This is a genomic window from Bradyrhizobium liaoningense, from assembly GCF_018130825.1.
Taxonomy (GTDB): domain Bacteria; phylum Pseudomonadota; class Alphaproteobacteria; order Rhizobiales; family Xanthobacteraceae; genus Bradyrhizobium; species Bradyrhizobium liaoningense_B.
Genome location: NZ_JAFCJS010000005.1, coordinates 215,385 through 237,190 on the forward strand (window position 1 = coordinate 215,385; position 21,806 = coordinate 237,190).

A 21,806-nucleotide genomic window follows, 5' to 3' on the forward strand; every position below is an offset into this window, starting at 1 on the left:
CACACGCGTCAGGCGGATCGCGCCGGAAGGCGCGATTTCCATGTCCGCAGTCCATTTTCCTCGAACATGATGCGCGCGCAGCTGTGTCCCTGCTGTTCCAGCGCCGCGATGAGCTGGTAGCGCTCGAACGGACGCACGAAGAACAGGAAGTAGCCGCCGCCGCCTGCGCCCAGCAGCTTGCCGCCGACGGCGCCGTGCGATTTGGCGAAATCGTAGAGGGCGTCGAGTTCGCCGGAGGAGATCTTGGAGCTGAGCTTGCGCTTGGCGTGCCAGGCTTCGTCGATGAGGCGCCCGCATTCCAGCAGCCGGCCGCGCAGGAGATGCTTGCGGATCTCGCGCGTCACCTCCTTCTGCTTGGCGGCGGCGCTCACCGCGTCGGTCGTCTCGTGCTGCGCCTTCTGGTCGCGATGGATCGCGCCGGAGTCGCGGCCCGCGCCGGTGTAGCAGAGCACGAGGCTCTCCTCGAGCTCGGCGATGATGTTGGGGTCGAGCCGCAACGGTACGATGGTGTTCTGGTCGGAGGAGAACTCCATGTGGTTGAAGCCGCCGAACACGGTGGCGTATTGATCCTGCCACCCGCCGGGAATGTTGAGCATCAACCGCTCGGCCTGGAACGCCATTTCCGCGATCTCGTGGCGATCCCATTGGTCGCTGCGAAATTCGTTGAAGCAGCCGATGATGGCGGAGGAGACCACCGCCGAGCCGCCGAGGCCGGAGCCGACCGGAAAGTCGGCGGAGACTTCGAGCTCGAACCCGTAGGTCGGCTTGATCAGGCGCACCACCGATTTGATCAGGGCGAGATCGCCGCCCGTGCCGAGCTCGGCGAGACTGTCGGCCTCGACCGTGCGGCGAAAATCGTGCGAATAGATCCGGATGCGGGGATCGCTCCGGCGCCGCAAGGTTGCATGCGCGTACATCTTGATCGTGGCGCTGATCACCGCGCCGCCGTCATTGGCGACGAAGTAGTGCGTCAGATCGGTGCCGCCGCCGGAGAAGGAGATGCGGACTGGCGAGCGAGCGCGCGCGAAAACCTCGCTCTCCTCCGACAGGTTGAACAGCTCGCGGCTGAACACGTCGACCAGCCGGCCCTCGATATCGAGGATGGGCACGACGTGCACGCGCTGGTCGAGCAGCTTGAGGATCTGTTCCCGCGGTCCTCCGGCCTGCGCCGAGACGAAGTTGCGGTTGATGCAGGCTGCCACCTGGTCGTGGATCGTGAGGCCCGTCAGCATTCGCCGGCGGATGTCGCCATCGGTCACCGCGCCGACGATTCGTCCGGCCACATCCTGCGCGAAGAGGATCCCGAGCATGTTGGCGTTGAGGCGCCGGAAGGCTTCCTCAATGGTCTCGGTTTCGGCGATGGTGAGGTGGCTCGTTTCTGCCAATGCTATGGATCCAAAAAGGGGAAGGAATTTCAGGTCCTTAACCCCGCGGCGAGCCGCCTTTTCGAGTCGTTAGATACGGCAGGGGGGCGGATCATGCAAGTTTCCCGGAATCGAGCGTCTGCGCGTCGCAAATGGGCTTATCAACGCCGGAACCGGCTTCGCCAAGGGGCGTTGCGGACCGCTCGCGGTGTCCTGCCCCGGATGCTTGCACCACGGCATGGCCGGGACGGTTCGACCTGCCCAGCCTGCGGCTCCGCCTTGCCTTGCCGTCTGCTTTGCCTGTATTTGACGAGCCTGGCACTTGCGGAAGGTCGGCCTTTGCCTCGGCCGGCCCCGTCCGCGATCACCGGCGTCTACCGGTATGATGAAGGCTCTGCATGATTAGATTTGGGCTGCTCGGCTGCGGGCGAATTGCCAAACGCCACTCCGACCTCTTGGGCGGCAATCACGTAGAAGGTGCGAGCCTCGTTGCGGTCTGCGATCCCGTCCGCGTGCGGGCCGATGCCATTGCCGGCAAGTTCGGGGTGCCTGCAGATTACGACATGGACGACTTTCTGGCCCGCAAGGACATCGACGCGGTCGCGGTGCTGACGCCGAGCGGTCTGCATCCGGCGCACGTCATTGCCTGCGCCAGGGCCGGCAAGCACGTCGTGGTCGAAAAGCCGATGGCGCTCCGGCTGCAGGATGCCGACGACATGATCCGCGCCTGCGACCAGGCGGGCGTGAAGATGTTTATCGTCAAGCAGAACCGCTTCAATGTTCCTGTCGTCAAGGCGCGCGAGGCGCTCGATGCCGGCCGTTTCGGCAGGTTGATCCTGGGCACCGTGCGCGTGCGCTGGTGCCGCGATCAGGCCTATTACGACCAGGACGCCTGGCGCGGCACCTGGGCCTATGACGGCGGCGTGCTCACCAACCAGGCGAGCCATCACATCGACATGCTGGAGTGGTTCTTCGGCGACGTCGTCAGCGTGCATGCGCGGGGGATGACGGCGCTCGCGAAGATCGAGACCGAGGACACTGCGGTTGCGACCTTGAAGTTTCGTAACGGCGCTCTCGGAATTGTCGAGGCCACCACGGCGGCGCGACCGACCGATCTGGAGGGATCGCTCTCGATCCTCGGAGAAAAGGGCACGGTGGAAATCTCCGGCTTCGCGGTCAATCAGATCCGGCATTGGCGCTTCGTCGACGAGCTGCCGTCCGACAAGGACGTGGTCGAGAAGTTCTCGGTCAATCCGCCCAACGTCTATGGCTTCGGCCACCAGGCCTATTATCACCATGTGGTCGATTGCCTGGTGAACCAGCGCGCCGCGCTGGTCGACGGGCTCGAGGGCCGCAAGAGCCTGGAACTGATCTCCGCGCTGTATGAATCGATCGAGACCGGCGCTGAGGTGCCGCTGCGGTTCATACCGCGCCTGAGCCGCCTGGGCGCCGCATTGTGAACAAGCCGGACATAAAGAACGCTGCCATTCGCGACGTCACCTTCGGTGTGGAGGTGACGATCGTCGAGCCTTGCAATCTCTATGGCTGCAAGATCGGCGACGGCTGCTTCGTCGGTCCGTTCACCGAGATCCAGAAAGACGTGGTGATCGGCGCGCGGACGCGCGTGCAATCGCATTCGTTTGTCTGCGAACTGGTGACGATCGGCGAGGACTGCTTCATCGGTCACGGCGTGATGTTCATCAACGATACATTCTCCACCGGCGGACCGGCGCGCGGACGCAAGGAGCTTTGGCGAGAGACCGTCATTGGCAATCGCGTGTCGATCGGTTCGAATGCGACAATCCTGCCGGTGAAGATCACCGATGATGTCGTGATCGGCGCAGGTTCCGTGGTGACCAGGGACATCACGGTACCGGGCACCTATGCGGGCAATCCGGCGCGCCGGCTGTCGGGCGGAAGTTGAGGAGCAGGACCGATGGCCGTGCCTTATGCCGATCTCAATCTGCAGTATCAGACGATAAAGAGCGAGATCGATGCGGCGATCGCCGGCGTGATCAGCGGCAGTGCATTCATTCGCGGCAGCTACGTCGATGCTTTCGAGCGTGAGTTTGCCGAGGCCGCCGAGGTCAGGCATTGCGTATCCTGTGCCAACGGAACGGATGCGCTCTACCTCGCCATGAAAGCGCTGAAGGTGAAGCCCGGCGACCAGGTGATCACGACCGCTCATTCCTGGATTTCGACCGCGGCGATGATTACGCACGCCGGCGCCGATGTCGTGTTCTGCGATACCGACGACACCACGTTCACGATTGATCCGGCGGCGATCGAGGCGGCGATCACGCCGCGTACTGTCGGCATCATCCCGGTCCATCTCTATGGCCAGCCCGCCGACATGGATGCGATCATGGCGATCGCAGCCAGACACAAATTGTGGGTGATCGAGGATTGCGCGCAGGCGCATCTGGCCCGTTACAAGGGAAAAATGGTCGGCACCTTCGGCGCGGCCGCGACCTATTCGTTTTACCCGGGCAAGAATCTCGGCGCGATGGGGGATGCCGGCGCGGTCGTCACGAATGACAGCGCGCTGGCCGAGTACATGACCATGGTGGCGCGCCATGGCGGGCTCGTGAAGCATCAACACCAGATCGAGGGCATCAACAGCCGGCTCGACGGCCTGCAGGCGGGAATCCTCTCGGCCAAGCTGCCGCATCTGTCCGCCTGGACCAAGGCGCGGCAGGACGCGGCCAAGGCCTATGATGCCGGCCTCAATCAGATCGAGGATGTGGTGGTGCCGAGCGTCGCTCCCGAGCGCAGCCACGTCTATCACCTCTATACGATCCGCCATCCGCGGCGCGACGCGCTGGCTGCGCATCTCGGTGCCAATGGCGTGCAAACGGCCATCAACTATCCAACCGCGCTGCCGTTCCTGGCCGCATATCAGCGGCTCGGCCATCGCGCCGAAGAGTTTCCGAATGCACACCGCGACCAGGGACAAATCCTGTCGCTGCCGATGTTCGCGGAAATCACGCGCGCGCAGCAGGACGAGGTGATCGACCTCGTCCGGAAATTTTAGCGCTCGTCAGCGATCACCTTGCCGTCGTTCGGCAGCGCGCCGGGGCCGACCAGCTCGATCGCGCCGCCGAGCTTTGTCACCGCCCGCAAGGTGCCCGCGATCTCCTCGCGGAGGTCCTCGCTTGCCGCCGTCGTTTCCGCTTTCAGCGTCATCGCGTCGGTTTCGCCCTGGCGCGTGACGACGAGACGCAGGCGGCCGAGCGCGGGATGGCGCTTGCCGATCTCGGCGACCTGCTCGGGACGGACGAACATGCCCTTGACCTTGGTGGTCTGGTCGGCGCGGCCCATCCAGCCCTTGATCCGCATGTTGGTGCGGCCGCAGGGGCTGGTGCCCGGCAGCGCGGCAGTGAGGTCGCCGAGCGCAAGCCGGATCCAGGGATGGTGCGGGTCGAGCGAGGTGACCACGATCTCGCCGACGTCGCCCGGTGCCACGGGATCGCCGGTGCCGGGCCTGACGATCTCCATGATGAGGTCCTCGTTCACGACCATACCTTCACGGGCCTCGGTCTCGAACGCGATGAGGCCGAGATCGGCGGTACCGAAGGCCTGGTAGGCGTCGATGCCGCGCGCCTTGATCTCGGCCTGGAGCGAGGGCGGGAAGGCCGCGCCCGAGACCAGCGCGCGCTTGATCGAGGAGACGTCGCGGCCCGCGGTCGCGGCGGCATCGAGCAGGATCTTCAAAAAGTCCGGGGTGCCGCTGTAGCCGACGGGACGGTAGGCTTCGATCAGCTCGAATTGCTGCTCGGCATCGCCGGGACCCGCGGGGATCACCGCGCAGCCCAGTGCGCGCGCCGACGAGTCGAAGATGAACCCGCCGGGCGTGAGGTGGTAGCTGAATGTGTTGAGCACGATGTCGCCTTCCCGGAACCCGGCCGCGAACAGCGCCCGCGCACCGCGCCATGGGTCGGCCTGCCGGCCCTCCGGCTCGAAGATCGGCCCCGGGGAGGTGAAGAGCCGCGCGAACGAGCCTGGGGCCGCCGCCACGAAGCCGCCGAAGGGCGCCGAGGCCTTGTGCAGGGCCGGCAGTTCCGACTTGCGCAACACCGGCAGGTGCGCCAGCGCTGCGCGCGTGGTCACGGCGTCCGGATCCAGGCCTTTCAGCCGCTCGGCATAGGCGGGCGCCGTCATTGCGCTGCGCAGCACGCCGGGCAGGCGCGAAAACAGCTCGGCCTCGCGCGCAGCCTGCTCGCGCGTCTCGAGGGCGTCGTAATGGGCGGTCATGGCTGATCTTTCCGGGTTGGCATCCGTTGCACGCCGCCGCTGGCATGGGTATCAGACGGCCATTGTCGGGACGTGGAGAGAGCGAGATGGCGGAGGAACCGATCGTGGCGGCGGAGGAGACGGCCGGCGTCGTCGCGCGCCTGAAACGCCGCATGATCGACGACGCGATGCCGCTGTGGTCGACGGTCGGCTGGGATCATGCCACGGGCGGCTTCATCGACCGGCTGCACCGCGACGGCACGGCGGATGCCGCCGCGCCGCGGCGCGTGTTCGTGCAGGCGCGGCAGATCTACTGCTACGCCAAGGCGGCGCAGATGGGCTGGTATCCGGAAGGGCGCGCCGTCGCGCTGAAGGGGCTGGAGCACCTGCTGGCGAAGGCCAAGGCGCCCGACGGCAGGCCCGGCTATGTGCACCGGCTGACGCCGGAGGGCGCGGTGCTGGACGGCCGGCGCGATGCCTATGACCACGCCTTCATCCTGTTTGCGCTCGCGACGGTCTACGCGCTCGACAGGGATGCGCAAATTCGCGCCGAGATCGACGCGCTGCTCGCCTTTCTCGACGGCCATCTGCGCTCGCCGCATGGCGGCGTGCACGAAGGTCTGCCGGTCTCGCTGCCGCGCCGGCAGAACCCGCACATGCATCTGTTCGAGGCGATGATCGCGTGCTTCGACGCGACCCACGACCTGTCGTTCCAGAACCGCGCCGGCGAGTTCTTCGCGCTGTTCCTCGCCAACCTCTACGACAAGCAGAAGCACGTTTTGTCGGAGTATTTCGAGGAGGACTGGTCGAAGATCGAGCCGGTCAGTGTCGAGCCGGGCCATCAGGCCGAATGGGTCTGGCTGCTGAAGGGATTTGAACGCATCACGGGTTGTCCGACAGGGCAGCGGCGCGTGGAACTGCTGGCGACCGCGCTGCGCTATCGCGACGAGGCGACGGGCTGCCTGATCGACGAGGGCGATGCGGCCGGCAACATCCGTCGCAGCACGCGCCGGCTGTGGCCGCAGACCGAGATCGCAAAAGCGTGGATCGCGCAGGCCGAGTCCGGCGAGGCGGGTGCGGCGGATGAGGCGCGCGCGGCGCTGGTGCGGCTCGAACGGCATTATCTCAGCCATCCCGTCAGGGGCGGCTGGTACGACCAGTTCGATCGCGACGGCAAGTCGCTGGTCGACACCATTCCTGCGTCGTCGTTCTATCATGTTCTCTGCGCAGTCACGGAAGCGGAGCAGGTGCTGAGTTGAATCTCACAGCCACCGTTTGCGCCGTTTGAAACTCTTGAGGTTCTTGAAGCTCTTGCGCTGGTCGCCGGCGCCGCCGAGGTAGAACTCCTTGACGTCCTCGTTGTCGCGCAATTCGTCGGCGGTGCCGTCGAGCACGACCTTGCCCTGCTCCATGATGTAGCCGTGGCTCGCCACCGACAGCGCGGCGCGCGCGTTCTGCTCGACCAGGAGGATGGTGACGCCGAGATCACGGTTGATCTTCTGGATGATGGAGAAGACTTCTTTCACGAGAAGCGGCGATAGGCCCATCGACGGCTCGTCCATCAAAATCATCTTCGGCCGCGCCATCAGCGCGCGGCCGATCGCGAGCATCTGCTGCTCGCCGCCGGAGAGGTAACCGGCAAGGCCGGTGCGCTCCTTCAGGCGTGGGAAATAGTTGAAGACCATGTCGAGGTCGGAATCGACCTCGCGGTCCCTGCGGGTGAAGGCGCCGAGCTTGAGGTTCTCCAGCGAGGTCATGTCGGCGACGATGCGGCGGCCCTCCATCACCTGAAAGATGCCGCGGCGGACGATCTTGTCGGGATCGATGCCGTTGATGCGCTCGCCTTCGAACAGGATCTCGCCGCGTGTGACCTCGCCGTCCTCGGTCTTGAGCAGCCCCGAGATCGCCTTCAGCGTGGTCGACTTGCCGGCGCCGTTGGCCCCCAGCAGCGCCACGATCGCGCCCTTGGGTACGTCGAGGCTGAGGCCACGCAGCACCAGGATGACGTCGTCATAGACGACCTCGATGTTGCGCACGCCAAGCAGAGGCGGCGCGGGCACGACGCTGGGAGAAGGGCGAACGGTTTCGGCGGTCTCAGTCATGCTTTGTTACTCCGCTGTCGTCGCCCGGCTTGACCGGGCGACCCAGTATTCCAGAGACGCCTAAGATTCACGGAGAAGCCGCGGCGTACTGGATCCCCCGCTCCAGTGCGCACTGCGCACAAGGCGGGGGATGACAGTGTGCGTGTGGTCAGAGCCGGGCTCACCAGCCCAGCAGTTCCGGCTTGCGCGGCAGCTCGACGGTCTTGACCTTCTCGAGCTTGATCGTGCCCTTGGCCATGAGGTCGTTGAGATCGCCGTCGGTCGCGCCTGACACCTTGGTGCGGTAGAGGTCGACCTTCAGCGTGCCGCGGTGGTCCTTGTCGGTCCAGGTCGAGGCATTGCAGACACCCTCCATGCCGGCCGGGACCCAATCCTTCTTCTGATAGAAGCCCTTGGCGACGTTCTCGCCGGTGGCGCCGCCGTTCTTGGCGGCCCAATCGAGCGCCTCCTTCATGTACAGCGCCGAGCAGACCGCCGCGATGTAATGCACCGGGCGATAGACCTTGCCGGTCGGGTCGGACATCTTGGAGATTTCCATCACGGTCTTCATGCCGGGCGCATCGCCGCCCCAGCTCACCGCGGTGCGCAGCGGGAAGATCACGCCGTTCGCGGAATCTCCGGCCGTCTTGGCGGCGTTCTCGTCCATGCCCCAGACATTGCCGAGGAACTGGATCTCGACGCCGGCGGTCTTGCAGGCCTTCATCACCGAGATGTTGGAGGCCGCGGTGTTGCCGAGATAGGCGTAGTTGGCGCCCGAGGATTTCAGGCTCAGGCACTGCGCGCTGTAGTCGCCCGGCGTGAGCGCGAACACCAGCGGCGGCAGCACCTCGAAGCCGAGCTCCTGTGCCATGGCTTCGCCCGCGGCCTTCGGTGCGTTCGGATAGGGATGGTTGGCGCCCATGTGCACGAATTTCGGCTTGCCGGACTTGCCCTTGGCCTTCCAGTCCTCGGCCGCCCACATCAGCATCGCGCGCAGCGAGTCCGAATAGCTCGGGCCGTAGAAGAAATTGTAGGGCGCGGGTTTGGCCTTGCCGCTGACACCTTCGGGATCGGTCAGCGCCGCGGCATAGGAGCCCGACATGTCGGGGATCTTGTCTTGGGCGAGGAAGCCGGTCAGCGCCTCGGTATCGGCTGTGCCCCAGCCCATGATCGCCGCGACCTTGCTGTCCGGCGCCGACCACTTCTTGTACAGCGCGATCGCGCGCGGCACCTGGTAGCCGTAGTCGTTGGTGTCGACGCTGAGCTGCTTGCCGCCGACGCCGCCGTTCTTGTTGACCCAGGCAAAGGTGTCGGCGACGGCCTGGCCGAAGGGGGTGCCGACGTCGGAGGTGCCGCCGGAATAATCGGCGAGATGCCCGATCGCGATCTGCGCCTGCGCGCTTGCCGAAAAGGCTGCGATCGCGACCACGAGCGATGCGGTGCTCAAAAGTGATTTTGCCTTCATGGGTCGGTTCCTCCTGTTTATTGTTTAAGTGAGATTGCCGCGCTCAGTGTGAGAACGGGTAGAGTTTCCAGTACGCCTTGATCTGCCGCCAGCGATGCGCGAGCCCATCCGGCTCGAACATCAGGAACGCGATGATGATCACCCCGATCGCGATCTCGCGCAGGAAGGTGATGTTGGTGTTGAGCGACAGCGCCTTGTCGATCGCGCCGCCCTTCAAATAGTGGCTGATGAACTCCATCCCCTCGGGCAGCAGCACCACGAAGGCGGTGCCCATCAGCGTACCCATGATCGAGCCGGTGCCGCCGATGATGATCATGGCCAGGAACAGGATCGAGCGCTCGATGCCGAAGCCCTCCTGGGAGACCACGAGCTGATAGTGCGCGTAGAGCGCGCCGGCGATGCCGGCGAAGAAGGCGGCGAGGCCGAACGACAGGGTGCGGTACTTGGTGAGATTGATGCCCATGATCTCCGCGGAGAGGTAATGGTCGCGGATCGCCACCAGCGCGCGGCCGTCGCGCGTGCGCATCAGGTTGGTGACGAGGATGTAGCTCAACAGCACATAGGCCAGCACGACGTAGAAATATTGCCTGTCGCCGCGCAGCGTGTAGCCGAAGATCGAGAACGGCTCGGCGCTTGCCGGCACCGATCCGCCGGAGAACCATTCGGCGCGCGAGAAGAAGTCGAGCAGGATGTATTGCGCGGCCAGCGTCGCGATGACGAGATAGAGACCCTTCAACCGCGCCGCCGGGATACCGAAGATCAGGCCGACCAGCGCGGTCACGACCCCCGCGAGCGGGATCGCGAAGAACACCGGGATCGGCGCGTTGTTGGAGATGTAGGCCGAAGTGAAGGCGCCGAGCAGGAAGAAGGCAGCGTGCCCGATCGAGATCTGGCCGGTGAAGCCGACCAGGATGTTGAGGCCGAGCGCCGCGATCGAGAAGATGCCGATCTGGATCAGGATGCTGAGCCAGTATCCGCTGAAGAATTGCGGCGCGAGGCAGAGCAGCAGCACGCCCGCGATCGCGAAGTTGCGGCTGGTGGTGGTCGGGAAGATCGTGGTGTCCGCGGCGTAGGAGGTGCGGAAGTCACCAGCGGGGATGAGGGCAGGGCCGGCCATGGGTCAGATCCGCTCGATGTCGTGGGTGCCGAACAGGCCGTAGGGCTTGATCATCAGCACGATGATGAGGACGTAGAACGGCGCGATCTCGTAGAGATTGCCCCAGTGCAGATACTGGCTGTCGACATATTGGGCGACGTTCTCGAGCAGCCCGATGATGATGCCGCCGAGCACGGCACCGCCGACGGAATCGAGTCCGCCGAGGATCGCCGCCGGGAACACCTTGATGCCGTAGGCGGCAAGGCCCGAGGACACGCCGTTGACGACGGCGACGACGACGCCGGCCACAGCCGACACGGTCGCCGAGATCGCCCAGGCCATCGCGAACACGCTCTTGACGGAAATGCCGAGCGACTGCGCGACCTGCTGGTTGAACGCGGTGGCGCGCATCGCGAGGCCGTACTTCGAAGCGCGGAAGAACCAGGCCATGCCGATCATCATCGCGACCGAGACCACGAGGCTCATGACATAGACGGTCTGGATCTGGAGGCCGAACAGGCTGACCGACTGGCTCTCGAACACGCGCGGGAACGGCTGCGGATTGACGCCGAACATCCACTTCAGTGTGGCCTGGAGTACGGTGGACAGGCCGATCGTCACCATGATCACGGAGATGATCGGCTCGCCGATCATCGGCCGCAGGATCAGCACCTGCACCGCGATGCCGAACACGAACATGAACACCAGCGTGATCGGCATGCCGATCCAGAACGGCACCTGGTATTTGGCGAGCAGTGCCCAGCACACCCAGGCGCCGACCAGCAGCAATTCACCTTGCGCGAAGTTGACGACCTGCGTCGCCTTGTAGATCAGCACGAACGACATCGCGACCACGCCATAGAGCGTGCCGACCACGAGGCCGTTGACCAGGAGCTGGATGAGGAAGGCGGTGTTCATGTATGGTGGACCTTTCGCCTCTCCCCGCTTGCGGGGAGAGGCCGACGCGCAAAGCGCGGCGGGTGAGGGGGAGCTTCCGCATGCGAGGTGCTGATGAGGGTAAGACGGAGCGCGCCAGAAGCTTGCGCATCGTCTCGACAGATGCGGAAGGAGTATTGTGGTATCGCTTGCGCGCCCGCAGGCTCAACGGTCACAAATTCGTCCGGCAGGAGCCGATCGGCCCGTACACTGTTGACTTCATTTGCCGCGAAGCCCGCCTGATCATTGAGGTGGACGGCGGACAGCATGCCGACAGTTCGCATGACGCCGTGCGCGACAAGTGGCTCACTGATCGCAACTATAGAATCCTGCGTTTCTGGAATAACGACGTTTCGAGCAATTTGGTCGGCGTTCTCGAAACGATTGTCACCGCCCTCGCGGAGACTCCCCCTCACCCGGATCGCTGACGCGCTCCGGCCTCTCCCCGCAAGCGGGGAGAGGCGAAGGGCAGCAGCGTGCGCGGCGATCGAGTGCCTCACTCCGCAGCCTCCGCCATGTGGCCGTGTCCGCCGAGGTCCACCACGCGCAGCGTCGTTCGGACGCGCTGCGTGGTGCCGTCCTGGAAGCGGATTACGGTGTCGACGGGGATGTCGGCATCGCCGCGATAGATCGCGTCGATGATGCCTTCGTATTTCTCGTTGATGACGCCGCGGCGCACCTTTCGCGTGCGGGTGAGCTCGCCGTCGTCGGCGTCGAGCTCCTTGTAGAGCAAGAGGAAGCGCGAGATGCGCTGGGCCGGCGGCAGCGTGGCGTTGACGGTCTCGACCTCTTTCTGCAGCAGCGTATAGACCTCGGGGCGCGAGGCGAGGTCGCTGTAGGTGGTGAAGGAGAGGCGGTTCTTCTCCGCCCATTTCGAGATGATGGAATAGCGGATGCAGATCATCGCCGCGAGTGCGTTGCGGCCGGCCCCGAGCACCACGGCTTCGGCGATATAGGGCGAGAATTTCAGCTTGTTCTCGATGAATTGCGGCGAGAAGCGCTCGCCGCGCGAGGTCTCGGCGAGATCCTTGATGCGGTCGATGACCACGAGCTGCTGGTTGGCATTGAAATAGCCGGCATCGCCCGACAGCATCCAGCCGTCCTTGATGTCGGCGACGCTTGCCTCGGGATTCTTGTAATAGCCGAGGAACATGTTGGGGTGCCGCACCACGATCTCGCCGACGCCGTGAACGTCGGCATTGTCGATCCGGATCTCGACGCTGTCGGCCATCGGCACGCCGGTCGTGTCAGGATCGACCTTGCCTTCGGGATGCAGCGTGTAGGCCCCGAGCAGCTCGGTCTGGCCGTAGAGCGTGCGCAGCGGCACGCCCATGGCCTGGAAGAACTTGAAGGTATCGGGTCCCAGCGCCGCGCCGCCGGTGGCGGCCGAGCGCAGGCGGGTGAAGCCGAGGCGGTCGCGCAGCGCGCGGAACAGGATGGCGTCGGCAAAGCCGGAGCGCTTGCCCTGTTCGAGCGCGGCGAGGCCCGACTTCATGCCGATATCGAACAGGCGCTGCTTGAAGGGCGTGGCATCCATCACCTTCGCGCGGACGTCGGCGGCGATCGACTCCCAGACCCGCGGGGCAAAGAGCACGAAGGTCGGCGCGATCTCGCGCAGATCGTTCATCATCGTGTCGGGCTCTTCGACGAAGTTGATCTTCATCCGGCAGAGCAGGCCTTTGCCGAGCACGTAGACCTGCTCCATGATCCACGGCAGCGGCAGCACCGAGACGTATTCGTCGTCGGGCCCCTTCGGATCGAAGGTGAGATAGGTCGCGCAGTGTCCGAGCACGCGTCCGGCGGCGAGCATCGCGAGTTTGGGATGCGAGGTGGTGCCTGACGTCGTGCAGAGGATCGCGACATCCTCGCCCCTGGTCGCATCGACCAGTCTGTCATAAAGCTCCGGCTCGCGCGCGGCGCGGGCACGGCCAAGCTCGGCAAATTTCTCCGCCGACATCAGGCGCGGATCGTCATATTTCCGCATGCCGCGCGGATCGGAATAGATGATGTGCTTCAGCTTCGGCACGCGCTCGGCGAGCGTGAGCAGCTTGTCGACCTGCTCCTCGTCCTCGGCGAAGACGAGCTGCGCCTCGCCATAATTGAGGAGATAGGAGGCCTCCTCGTCCAGCACATCGCGATAGAGCCCGAGGCTGAGGCCGCCGATGGCATGGGTTGCGACTTCCGCCGCGACCCAGTCCGGCCGGTTGTCGCCGATGATGCCGATGACGTCGCCGCGACCAAGACCGAGTTCGAGCAGGCCAAGTGCGAAATCGCGGACCCGCGTCTGGTAATCGTTCCAGGTGAAGATGCGCCACAGCCCGAGATCCTTCTCGCGCAATGCGATCTCGTTGCCGTGCTCTTTCGCATTGAGCCGGAGCATCTTCGGATAGGTGTCGGCCTGCGTGACGCGGCCCGCATAATCCATCATGCCGCGCTCTCCTGCGCCGGCGCGGCATCGTCGGGATCGACCAGCACCTCGTCTTCTTCACCGAGATAGGCGCGCCTGACATGGGGATCGGCCAGCACTGCCGCGGGATCGCCCTCGGCAATCTTCTTGCCGAAATCCAGCACCATCACGCGGTGGGAGATGTCCATCACCACGCCCATGTCGTGCTCGATCATCACCACCGTCATGCCGAACTCCTCGTTGAGGTCGACGATGTAGCGGGCCATGTCCTCCTTCTCCTCGAAATTCATGCCGGCCATGGGCTCGTCGAGGAGGATGAGGCGCGGCTCCAGCGCCATGGCGCGGGCGAGCTCGACACGCTTGCGCAGGCCGTAGGAGAGGGTGCCGGCGGTCGCCTTGCGCACCGACTGCAGATCGAGGAAGTCGATGATCTCTTCCACCTTGCGGCGGTGTTCGAGCTCCTCCTTGCGCGCGCCGGTGAGCCAGTACAGCGAGCCCGTGAGGAAGTTGTTCTTCAGGAGGTGATGGCGGCCGACCATGATGTTGTCGAGCACGCTCATGTGGTGGAACAGCGCCAAATTCTGGAAGGTGCGGCCGATGCCAAGCGAAGCGCGGGCATTCGGCGTCAGGCCGGTAATGTCGCGATCGCCATAGAACAGCTGGCCTTCGGTCGGCTTGTAGCGACCGGAAATACAGTTCACGATCGAGGTCTTGCCGGCGCCGTTGGGGCCGATGATCGAGAACAGCTCGCCCTCCTTGATGGCGAAGCTGACATCGGTCAGCGCACGGACGCCGCCGAATCGCAGGGACACGCCGCGCACTTCGAGACTGGTAGCCACCAAACAAATCCCTCCCGGTGATGGCGCATTCTGCGGCGCTCTTCGTCCGTTCCTGTCGGGCGATCCTAATACGGCCGTGCCGGCCAGACCATGCAGCTATTGGTCTCGACCGGACGGTCGCCACTTTCGTTCCCGTTTGGGATCAAAAGCCGCATCACCCGAGGTGGCTCTCAATAAGGGAAAGCGCTATTTTGAAATGTCTCCGGCCTGACAATTCTGCGACAAAGTTTTTCAGGTTGAGGCGGCCTTCATCTTTCGTCGGATGGCGGGCCGGAATGATGATGCTGCAACGCAGCATAAGGACGGAGTGACGACACGGTGCGGCTGACTTCGGGATCATGATTTCAGAGGATCATCTGAAGCGCGTTGCCGCCTGGTCGCGCGAGCTCACGCAAGCGGAGATCGAGGTCGCCCGCGCCGGAATCACGGAGCGGTCCTACGGCACCGGCGAGACGGTGTTCATGCGCGGCGACAATTTCGATTATTGGGCCGGGATGGTCTTCGGCCTTGCCCGGATGGGCGGGGTGTCGCGCGACGGCAAGGAGACCAGCCTCGCCGGACTGACGGCGGGGGCCTGGTTCGGCGAGGGCAGCGTGCTCAAGAACGAGCCGCGCCGCTATGACGTGGTGGCACTGCGCAACAGCCGCGTCGCGCTGATGGAGCGTAGCGCCTTCATGTGGCTGTTCGAGAACAGCGTCGGCTTCAACCGCTTCCTGGTGCGCCAGCTCAACGAGCGGCTCGGCCAGTTCATCGGGATGCTCGAGGTCAACCGCACCCTCGATGCCACCTCGCGGCTTGCCCGCAGCATTGCCTCGCTGTTCAACCCGATCCTCTATCCGGAATCGACCGCGCATCTGGAGATCACGCAGGAGGAGATCGGCGCGCTCTCCGGCATGTCGCGGCAGAACGCCAACCGCGCGCTGAACCGGCTGGAGAAGGAGGGGCTGCTGCGGCTCGAATATGGCGGGGTCACCATCCTTAATGTCGAACGGCTGCGCGGGTACGGGGACTAGAGGCAGTCACCGCGCGTTGGCGGGGGCGTGCAGCGGCCAGAGGTCGGCGCGCCAGCGGATCGCGATCGCCAGCATCGCGATGAAGCCGGCGGCGGCGTAGAGCGAACCTGTCGCGGAATAGCCGATGGTGTCGATCAGGCTGCCGGCCGCGAGCAATCCGAGCGGCAGGCCGTAGATCACCATCATGCGCACGCCCATCACGCGGCCGCGCAGATGCGCGCTCGCCGTGCGCATCAGGATCACGGCCGCCGAGATCATCGACATGCTCTGGGCGATGCCGGCGAGAACGAGGCAGGCCATGGCGACAGGCATCGTCCTGATCTCGACGAACACCAGCAGCATGACGTACCAGGCCAGCGTCGCGCCGATCAGAAGCCGGGCAATGCGCAGGCCGCCGACCAGGCTGAGCGTGATCGAGCCGATCAGCGAACCGACGGCAAAACTCGCCGAGAGATAACCAAGGCCGGTCTGGTCGGTGTGAAAGATTTCGCGCGCGATGTAGGGCAGCAATCCCCCAGTGAAGGGAAATGCGGTGAGATTGGCGAGGAAGGCGACGCACAGCGCGGCGCCCATTCCAGGGCCATTCCAGGCGTAGACAATCCCTTCCTTTAGCTCGCCCAGCAGTTTTGAAACGGCGCGGCTGTTCGCCGGCAGATCGGTCGTGGCAACGGTCCTTTTCGGTCGGGTCAGGCAAGACATGAGAATTGCCGCCGCGAGGTAGAGGCTGGCGACCACTGCATAGACGAGACCAATGCCAAGCACGGCAAACAGCCCGGCGCCCGTCAGCGCTCCGGCAATGCGGGCGCTATCCTGGGTCGTGCGTGACAGGCTGATTGCGCCGACCAGCCGCTCGGCCGGCATGATGTCGGCGAGCAATGCGCTGCGAAGGCCGAGATCGGAGGAGCGGATCAGGCCCATGACCGTCACGATGATCATGACGTTGAACGGCGCCAGGTGCCCGGTCAGCGCCAGCGTCATGATGGTCGAGGCCAGCGCCGTATAGGTGAGGCGCAGCACGACGAGGAGATCGCGGTGACCGATGCGGTCGCCGACCATCCCGAGCGCCGGTGCAATCAGCGTTCCCAGATATTGCAGCGAGGCGAGAATGGTCAGCAGCAGCACCGATCCGGTCTCGACCAGGATGTACCAGCCGAGCACCAGCGTTTCGATCTCGAACGCCCAGGAGGTGAGCAGGTCGGATGGCCACTGGAAACGATAGTTGCGAATGCGGAACGGTGCGAGCGCTGAAGGTCGCGCGCCTCTGCTCAAGAGGCGATGACGCGTGTCACGGCGATTCCCTGCCTTTGTTGTTTCTTCTTGCTGGGTTGTTTCTTCTTGCTGTTTGGCAACGTAGCGCTGACGCTACGCCTGTCAATCGCAGCTGGCGCAGGCCGCACCCGCGCTCGGCTCTTACCTCGCTGCGCTTGCCGCCTTCCGCTCGGCCAGTGCACTCGCCATCGCCGAGATCAGCGGCCGCATGAAATAGGCCTCATCCGCCGGCGAGACGTCGGTGCGCAAGCCGTTCGCGGCGAGCTCGCCGGAGACGGCCGGGCCGACCGATGCGATCAGTGTGCGCTCGAGACCTGCGCGCAGCTTCGCCTCGCTGCCATGCGCCTTGGCGGCTTCGATCAGGCGGCGGACCTGGCCGAGATTGGTCAGCGCGATGGAATCGATTCGTCCCTCCGCCATCTCGTCGATGGCGTCGACGATGTTGGCATCCGCGGCCTTGGAATCGTAGACATAGGGCAGCACGGTATCGACTTCGGCGCCTTGAGCGGCAAGCGCGCCGGTCAGCGCGCTGTGGTCCTTGTCGGGATAGAGCTGCAGGCCGAGGCGCCGCCCCTTCAGGTCGAGCTTGCCCAGCATCTCGATCACGCCCTCGGTGGTCGGCTTCTCCGTGGTCTGTTGCGCCTCGAGCGAGATTTCACGCAGCGCCTTGCCGGGCTTCGGCCCGCGGGTGAATTTTCGCGATTTGGCGAGCGAGGTGACAAGGGCCTGGTCGAGCCCGCGGGCGCGCGCAAGCTTCATGATCCGCCGCAAGCCTTCGCCGGTCATCAGCACGAGGTCGTCGAAGGGCCTGTCGATGGCGCGGCGGATCCAGGCCTCGATCGGGGCGGGGTCCGGCGCATCCTGGATGGTGAACATCGGGCATTGCACGACATCGGCGCCTTGCTCGGCCAGGAGCTTCGAGAATTGCGCCTCCTCGCGTGTTTCCAGGATCAGGATGCGGGTGCCGTTCAAGCGGTCGGCCATGGGCGAGCTCCGGTATAAATCGCAATGGTACGTTCATCCTGACTCCGCGTCCGGGATTGGCGCAAGGCCAGGGTCGGTGCTAGAGCAGGGCGCAAATCGCGGGGTGTTCCGCGGCCGCTGCACAAACCTTCATCAAGAGCCATGCCCGACCATCAATATGTCCTGACCCTGTCCTGTCCGGATCGTCCCGGCATCGTCTCGGCGGTGTCGACCTTCCTGGCCCATAACGGACAGAACATTCTCGACGCCCAGCAGTTCGACGATGTCGAGACCAAGAACTTCTTCATGCGCGTGGTGTTCACCGCGGCCGATCTCGCCGTGGAGCTCGCGGCGCTCCAGACCGGCTTTGCCGCGATCGCCGAGCGGTTCGGCATGGAGTGGCAGATGCGCGACCGCGCCGCGCATCGCAAGGTGATGCTGCTGGTGTCGAAATCCGACCATTGCCTGGTCGACATCCTCTACCGCTGGCGCACCGGCGAATTGCCGATGACGCTTGCGGCGATCGTCTCCAATCATCCGCGCGAGGCCTATGCCGGGCTCGATTTCGGCGGCATCCCGTTCCACCATTTGCCGGTCACCAAGGAGACCAAGCGCGAGCAGGAGGCGCAGATCATGGATCTCGTCGACGAGACGAAGACCGATCTGGTGGTGCTCGCCCGCTACATGCAGATCCTGTCCGACGATCTCTCGGCAAAGCTTTCGGGGCGCTGCATCAACATCCACCACTCGTTCCTGCCCGGCTTCAAGGGCGCAAAACCCTATCACCAGGCGCATGAGCGCGGGGTGAAGCTGATCGGCGCCACCGCGCATTACGTCACGCGCGACCTCGACGAAGGCCCGATCATCGACCAGGACGTCGAGCGCATCAGCCATCGCGACACGCCGGAAGATCTCGTCCGCAAGGGCCGCGACATCGAACGCCGCGTGCTGGCGCGCGCGATCCGCTACCATCTCGACGACCGCGTCATCCTCAACGGCCGCAAGACCGTGGTGTTTGTGGATTGATCTACCTCACCTCTCCCCGCAAACGGGGCGAGGGGGGCGCACCGTCTCAGCGCACCGCGCCGGCCGACGTCGTCCCGGTCGCGCCCTTCTGCGCCCGCTCTTCCTTCTCGCGATCGGCCGCGGGCATCAGCCGCTTGCGCTCACGCTCCTTCATGTAGGCGTCGTATTGCGGCGTGCCCGGTCGCGGCGGAGCATCGGCCGGCAGGCCGCCGGCCCATTGCGGAACGTAGTCGCCCATGCCGGCCGAGAGTTTCTCGTTGACCGTGCCGCAGCCTGCAAGGCTGGAAGCGAGCAGGGTGACTGCAGCAGCAATCGAAAGCGAACGGGAACGCATGGACATCTTCTGGGTCGTACCCGATCGGGCGCGGGATGAGGAGACGCCGGATGGCGTCAGCGGCAGACCATAACCCTCAACATGTAAAATTGGCCTATTCGAGGGTCGGCCATGCTGTATACATTTAAGGTATTATAGTAAGCAAATTTAGCCCTTGTAGGGGTAATTGTAGCTGGTACGGTATACATCGCGTATTTCCCGTTCGGTGAGCGTCACCGAATGGTGTCACCGCGAAGCAAGTGAGATGTCCGGATTCTGCAAATGAGAGGCGGAATCCTCCATCCAAGACGTCGTGCGACCCTTCCTAAAATGGCGCATCAACAAGCCATCGCCCAACCGGCCAACGCCACGAGGGGCTTTTTCGTTGACAGGACCATTATATTTGTACAATCGTACAAATCTCTCCCCGCTGTCGTTGAGGCAGATCGCGCGGCTTGCGCCGAATGGTCGCCCAACGTCCGATTGACAACGGGGTTGCAGAGGACGCCATGTGGCCGCACGGCATGGCTCGTCGATGAGTGAAGCGCGGCAAGGACCGGGCACTCGGTCCGGCTCACAAGAGGTCAGGAATGAAGGGGAGGGACATCTGATGTTCGAACGCAAGATTTTTTCACGTACCGCAGCGGTCGCTGCCATCGCGGGCCTCGCAGTCGTCGCGCCCGCCAAGGCCGAGGACAGCGTCAAGATCGGCCTGATCCTGCCGATGACCGGCGGCCAGGCCTCGACCGGCAAGCAGATCGAGAACGCGATCAAGCTCTACATGCAGCAGAAGGGCGACACCGTCGCCGGCAAGAAAGTCGAGATCATCCTCAAGGATGACGCTGCGATCCCCGACAAGACCAAGACCGCCGCGCAGGAGCTGATCGTTAACGACAAGGTCAACTTCATCGCCGGCTTCGGCGTGACGCCGGCAGCGCTTGCCGCCGCGCCGCTCGCAACGCAGGCCAAGATTCCGGAAGTCGTGATGGCGGCCGGCACCTCCATCATCACCGAGCGCTCGCCTTATATCGTGCGCACCAGCTTCACACTGGCGCAGTCCTCGACCATCATCGCCGACTGGGCGGTGAAGAACGGCATCAAGAAGGTGGCGACCCTGACCTCGGACTACGCGCCGGGCAATGACGCGCTGAACTTCTTCAAGCAGAACTTCACCGCGGGCGGCGGTGAAGTGGTCGAAGAGGTGAAGACCCCGCTCGCCAACCCCGACTTCGCGCCGTTCCTGCAGCGCATGAAGGATGCCAAGCCCGACGCGATCTTCGTGTTCGTGCCGGCCGGTCAGGGCGGCAACTTCATGAAGCAATATGCCGAGCGCGGCCTCGACAAGGCCGGCATCAAGGTGATCGGGCCCGGCGACGTCACCGACGACGACCTGCTCAACAACATGGGCGACGCGGTCCTCGGCACCGTTACCGCGCATCTCTACTCGGCGGCGCATCCGTCCGCGATGAACAAGGACTTCGTCGCGGCCTACAAGAAGGCCTTCGGCAACCGGCCCGGCTTCATGGCGGTGAGCGGCTATGACGGCATCCACCTGATCTACGAGGCGCTGAAGAAGACGGGTGGCGACACCAACGGCGACAAGTTGATCGAGGCGATGAAGGGCCAGAAGTGGGAGAGCCCGCGCGGTCCGATCTCGATCGACCCCGAGACCCGCGACATCGTGCAGAACATCTACATCCGCAAGGTCGAGAAGGTCGACGGCGAGCTCTACAATGTCGAGTTCGCGACCTTCGAGGCCGTCAAGGATCTCGGCAAGACCAAGAAGTGACGCGCGAAAGCGCGTCATCCCCGAGCGCGCTTAGCGCGCATCGGGGATCTCGAAATTGTTGAAACGAGATTCCGGGTGCAGCGCCTTCGCGCTGCCCCGGAATGACGAGTGATCACCAGGGTTCACCCGCTACCGATGACCTCTATCCTCACCAACCTGTTCGATGGCGTTGCCTACGGCATGCTGCTGTTCGTGCTCGCCTGCGGGCTCGCGGTCACGCTCGGCCTGATGAACTTCGTCAACCTCGCCCATGGCGCCTTCGCCATGACCGGCGGCTATGTCTGCATGGTGCTGGTCAACCGGATGGGCTGGCCGTTCTTCGCCGCGCTGCCGCTCGCCTTCGTCTCGGCCGCCGCGATTGGTATCGCACTGGAGCGCACGCTCTACCGCCATCTCTACACGCGCAGCCATCTCGACCAGGTGCTGTTCACCATCGGCCTGACCTTCATGTCGGTCGCGGCCGTCGACTATATTCAGGGCTCCTCGCGCGTCTTCATCAATCTGCCGGCCGCGCTTCAGGGCCAGTTCGACGTGTTCGGCGTCGGCATCGGCCGTTACCGCCTGATGATCATCGTGATCTGCGGCCTGCTCACCATCGGCCTGCAGATGGTGCTGGCCAAGACCCGTTTCGGCAGCCGCCTGCGCGCCGCGGTCGATGATCCGCGCGCTGCGAGCGGCCTCGGCATCAACGTGCCGCAGGTGTTCGCCTTCACTTTTGCTTTCGGCTGCGGGCTCGCCGGCCTCGGCGGCGCGCTCAGTGCCGAAATCCTCGGCCTCGATCCGTATTTCCCGCTGAAGTTCATGATCTACTTCCTGATCGTGGTCACCGTCGGCGGCTCCTCCTCGATCACAGGCCCGTTCCTGGCCTCGCTCCTGCTCGGCATCGGTGACGTCGCCGGCAAATATTACGTCCCGAAGATGGGACCCTTTGTGATCTACACCATGATGATCGTGATCCTGATCTGGCGCCCGAACGGCCTGTTCGGGCGCACGGCCGCGCGTTGAGTTCGCC

General features: G+C 64.4%; 20 protein-coding genes. 9 read left to right on the forward strand and 11 right to left on the reverse strand.

All coding sequences use genetic code 11. The features are described 5' to 3' along the window. Positions 1–8: 8 nt before the first annotated feature. Positions 9–1,385: a CBS domain-containing protein gene (locus JQ603_RS22860; protein WP_245003789.1), complete on the reverse strand. Its 1,377-nt coding sequence runs from the start codon at positions 1,383–1,385 to the stop codon at positions 9–11. 377 nt (positions 1,386–1,762) lie between these two features. Between JQ603_RS22860 and JQ603_RS22865 the strand changes: the two genes are divergently transcribed. From JQ603_RS22865 to JQ603_RS22875, 3 genes are read left to right on the forward strand one after another with little or no spacing between them, the layout of a single operon-like run. Next, complete coding sequence (locus JQ603_RS22865) at positions 1,763–2,824, forward strand: Gfo/Idh/MocA family protein (RefSeq protein WP_212342760.1); 1,062 nt, start codon at positions 1,763–1,765, stop codon at positions 2,822–2,824. Then, positions 2,821–3,288: an acyltransferase gene (locus tag JQ603_RS22870; RefSeq protein ID WP_212342762.1), complete on the forward strand. Its 468-nt coding sequence runs from the start codon at positions 2,821–2,823 to the stop codon at positions 3,286–3,288. Before JQ603_RS22865 ends, JQ603_RS22870 begins: the two co-directional genes overlap by 4 nt. Before the next feature lie 12 nt (positions 3,289–3,300). Further along, positions 3,301–4,398, forward strand: a complete 1,098-nt coding sequence (locus JQ603_RS22875; RefSeq protein WP_212342764.1) for a DegT/DnrJ/EryC1/StrS family aminotransferase — start codon at positions 3,301–3,303, stop codon at positions 4,396–4,398. Here JQ603_RS22875 and JQ603_RS22880 read toward each other — a convergent pair. Beyond that, positions 4,395–5,618 (reverse strand): phenylacetate--CoA ligase family protein, encoded by a 1,224-nt coding sequence (locus JQ603_RS22880; RefSeq protein ID WP_212342766.1) that lies wholly within the window; start codon positions 5,616–5,618, stop codon positions 4,395–4,397. The genes JQ603_RS22875 and JQ603_RS22880 overlap by 4 nt on opposite strands. A gap of 86 nt (positions 5,619–5,704) precedes the next feature. On the opposite strand from JQ603_RS22880, the gene JQ603_RS22885 reads away from it, so the two are divergent. Next, positions 5,705–6,856 (forward strand): AGE family epimerase/isomerase, encoded by a 1,152-nt coding sequence (locus tag JQ603_RS22885; RefSeq protein ID WP_212342768.1) that lies wholly within the window; start codon positions 5,705–5,707, stop codon positions 6,854–6,856. Between the two features lie 3 nt (positions 6,857–6,859). Here JQ603_RS22885 and JQ603_RS22890 read toward each other — a convergent pair whose 3' ends face one another. From JQ603_RS22890 to JQ603_RS22905, 4 genes are all read right to left on the reverse strand, one after another. Beyond that, the gene (locus JQ603_RS22890; RefSeq protein WP_212342770.1) at positions 6,860–7,699 is read right to left on the reverse strand and encodes an ABC transporter ATP-binding protein; all 840 of its coding nucleotides are present in this window, start codon (positions 7,697–7,699) and stop codon (positions 6,860–6,862) included. A 160-nt stretch (positions 7,700–7,859) separates the two neighbouring features. Then, the gene (locus tag JQ603_RS22895) at positions 7,860–9,143 is read right to left on the reverse strand and encodes an ABC transporter substrate-binding protein (protein WP_212342775.1); all 1,284 of its coding nucleotides are present in this window, start codon (positions 9,141–9,143) and stop codon (positions 7,860–7,862) included. Between the two features lie 43 nt (positions 9,144–9,186). Next, the gene (locus JQ603_RS22900) at positions 9,187–10,260 is read right to left on the reverse strand and encodes a branched-chain amino acid ABC transporter permease (protein WP_212342776.1); all 1,074 of its coding nucleotides are present in this window, start codon (positions 10,258–10,260) and stop codon (positions 9,187–9,189) included. A 3-nt stretch (positions 10,261–10,263) separates the two neighbouring features. Beyond that, positions 10,264–11,157 carry a branched-chain amino acid ABC transporter permease gene (locus tag JQ603_RS22905; protein WP_027576773.1) on the reverse strand — a complete coding sequence of 298 codons (894 nt, stop codon included), beginning with the start codon at positions 11,155–11,157 and terminating at the stop codon, positions 10,264–10,266. 80 nt (positions 11,158–11,237) lie between these two features. Here JQ603_RS22905 and JQ603_RS22910 point away from each other — a divergent pair, with 80 nt between their 5' ends. Beyond that, positions 11,238–11,603: an endonuclease domain-containing protein gene (locus JQ603_RS22910; RefSeq protein ID WP_212342777.1), complete on the forward strand. Its 366-nt coding sequence runs from the start codon at positions 11,238–11,240 to the stop codon at positions 11,601–11,603. Between the two features lie 68 nt (positions 11,604–11,671). Here the strand turns inward: JQ603_RS22910 and JQ603_RS22915 are convergent, their stop codons facing one another. Then, complete coding sequence (locus JQ603_RS22915; RefSeq protein WP_212342778.1) at positions 11,672–13,603, reverse strand: long-chain fatty acid--CoA ligase; 1,932 nt, start codon at positions 13,601–13,603, stop codon at positions 11,672–11,674. Further along, positions 13,600–14,421: an ABC transporter ATP-binding protein gene (locus JQ603_RS22920; protein ID WP_212342779.1), complete on the reverse strand. Its 822-nt coding sequence runs from the start codon at positions 14,419–14,421 to the stop codon at positions 13,600–13,602. Before JQ603_RS22920 ends, JQ603_RS22915 begins: the two co-directional genes overlap by 4 nt. Positions 14,422–14,759: 338 nt before the next feature. On the opposite strand from JQ603_RS22920, the gene JQ603_RS22925 reads away from it, so the two are divergent. Next, entirely contained in the window at positions 14,760–15,434 is a 675-nt protein-coding gene (locus JQ603_RS22925) for a Crp/Fnr family transcriptional regulator (protein ID WP_212342782.1), read from the forward strand. A 6-nt stretch (positions 15,435–15,440) separates the two neighbouring features. Here the strand turns inward: JQ603_RS22925 and JQ603_RS22930 are convergent, their stop codons facing one another. Then, positions 15,441–16,703 (reverse strand): MFS transporter, encoded by a 1,263-nt coding sequence (locus tag JQ603_RS22930; protein WP_212342784.1) that lies wholly within the window; start codon positions 16,701–16,703, stop codon positions 15,441–15,443. A gap of 141 nt (positions 16,704–16,844) precedes the next feature. Next, positions 16,845–17,687 carry a uroporphyrinogen-III synthase gene (locus JQ603_RS22935; protein WP_212342786.1) on the reverse strand — a complete coding sequence of 281 codons (843 nt, stop codon included), beginning with the start codon at positions 17,685–17,687 and terminating at the stop codon, positions 16,845–16,847. Positions 17,688–17,828: 141 nt separating this feature from the next. Here JQ603_RS22935 and purU point away from each other — a divergent pair, with 141 nt between their 5' ends. Then, a complete protein-coding gene (gene purU, locus JQ603_RS22940) occupies positions 17,829–18,692 on the forward strand; it encodes a formyltetrahydrofolate deformylase (protein ID WP_212342788.1) in 864 nt (287 codons plus the stop codon). A gap of 46 nt (positions 18,693–18,738) precedes the next feature. On the opposite strand, the gene JQ603_RS22945 is transcribed toward purU, so the two are convergent. Next, a complete protein-coding gene (locus JQ603_RS22945; protein ID WP_212342790.1) occupies positions 18,739–19,032 on the reverse strand; it encodes a hypothetical protein in 294 nt (97 codons plus the stop codon). Positions 19,033–19,615: 583 nt separating this feature from the next. Here JQ603_RS22945 and JQ603_RS22950 point away from each other — a divergent pair. Beyond that, a complete protein-coding gene (locus JQ603_RS22950; protein ID WP_212342791.1) occupies positions 19,616–20,794 on the forward strand; it encodes an ABC transporter substrate-binding protein in 1,179 nt (392 codons plus the stop codon). Positions 20,795–20,929: 135 nt separating this feature from the next. Further along, positions 20,930–21,799 carry a branched-chain amino acid ABC transporter permease gene (locus tag JQ603_RS22955; protein ID WP_212342792.1) on the forward strand — a complete coding sequence of 290 codons (870 nt, stop codon included), beginning with the start codon at positions 20,930–20,932 and terminating at the stop codon, positions 21,797–21,799. The last annotated feature ends 7 nt before the right edge of the window (positions 21,800–21,806 follow it).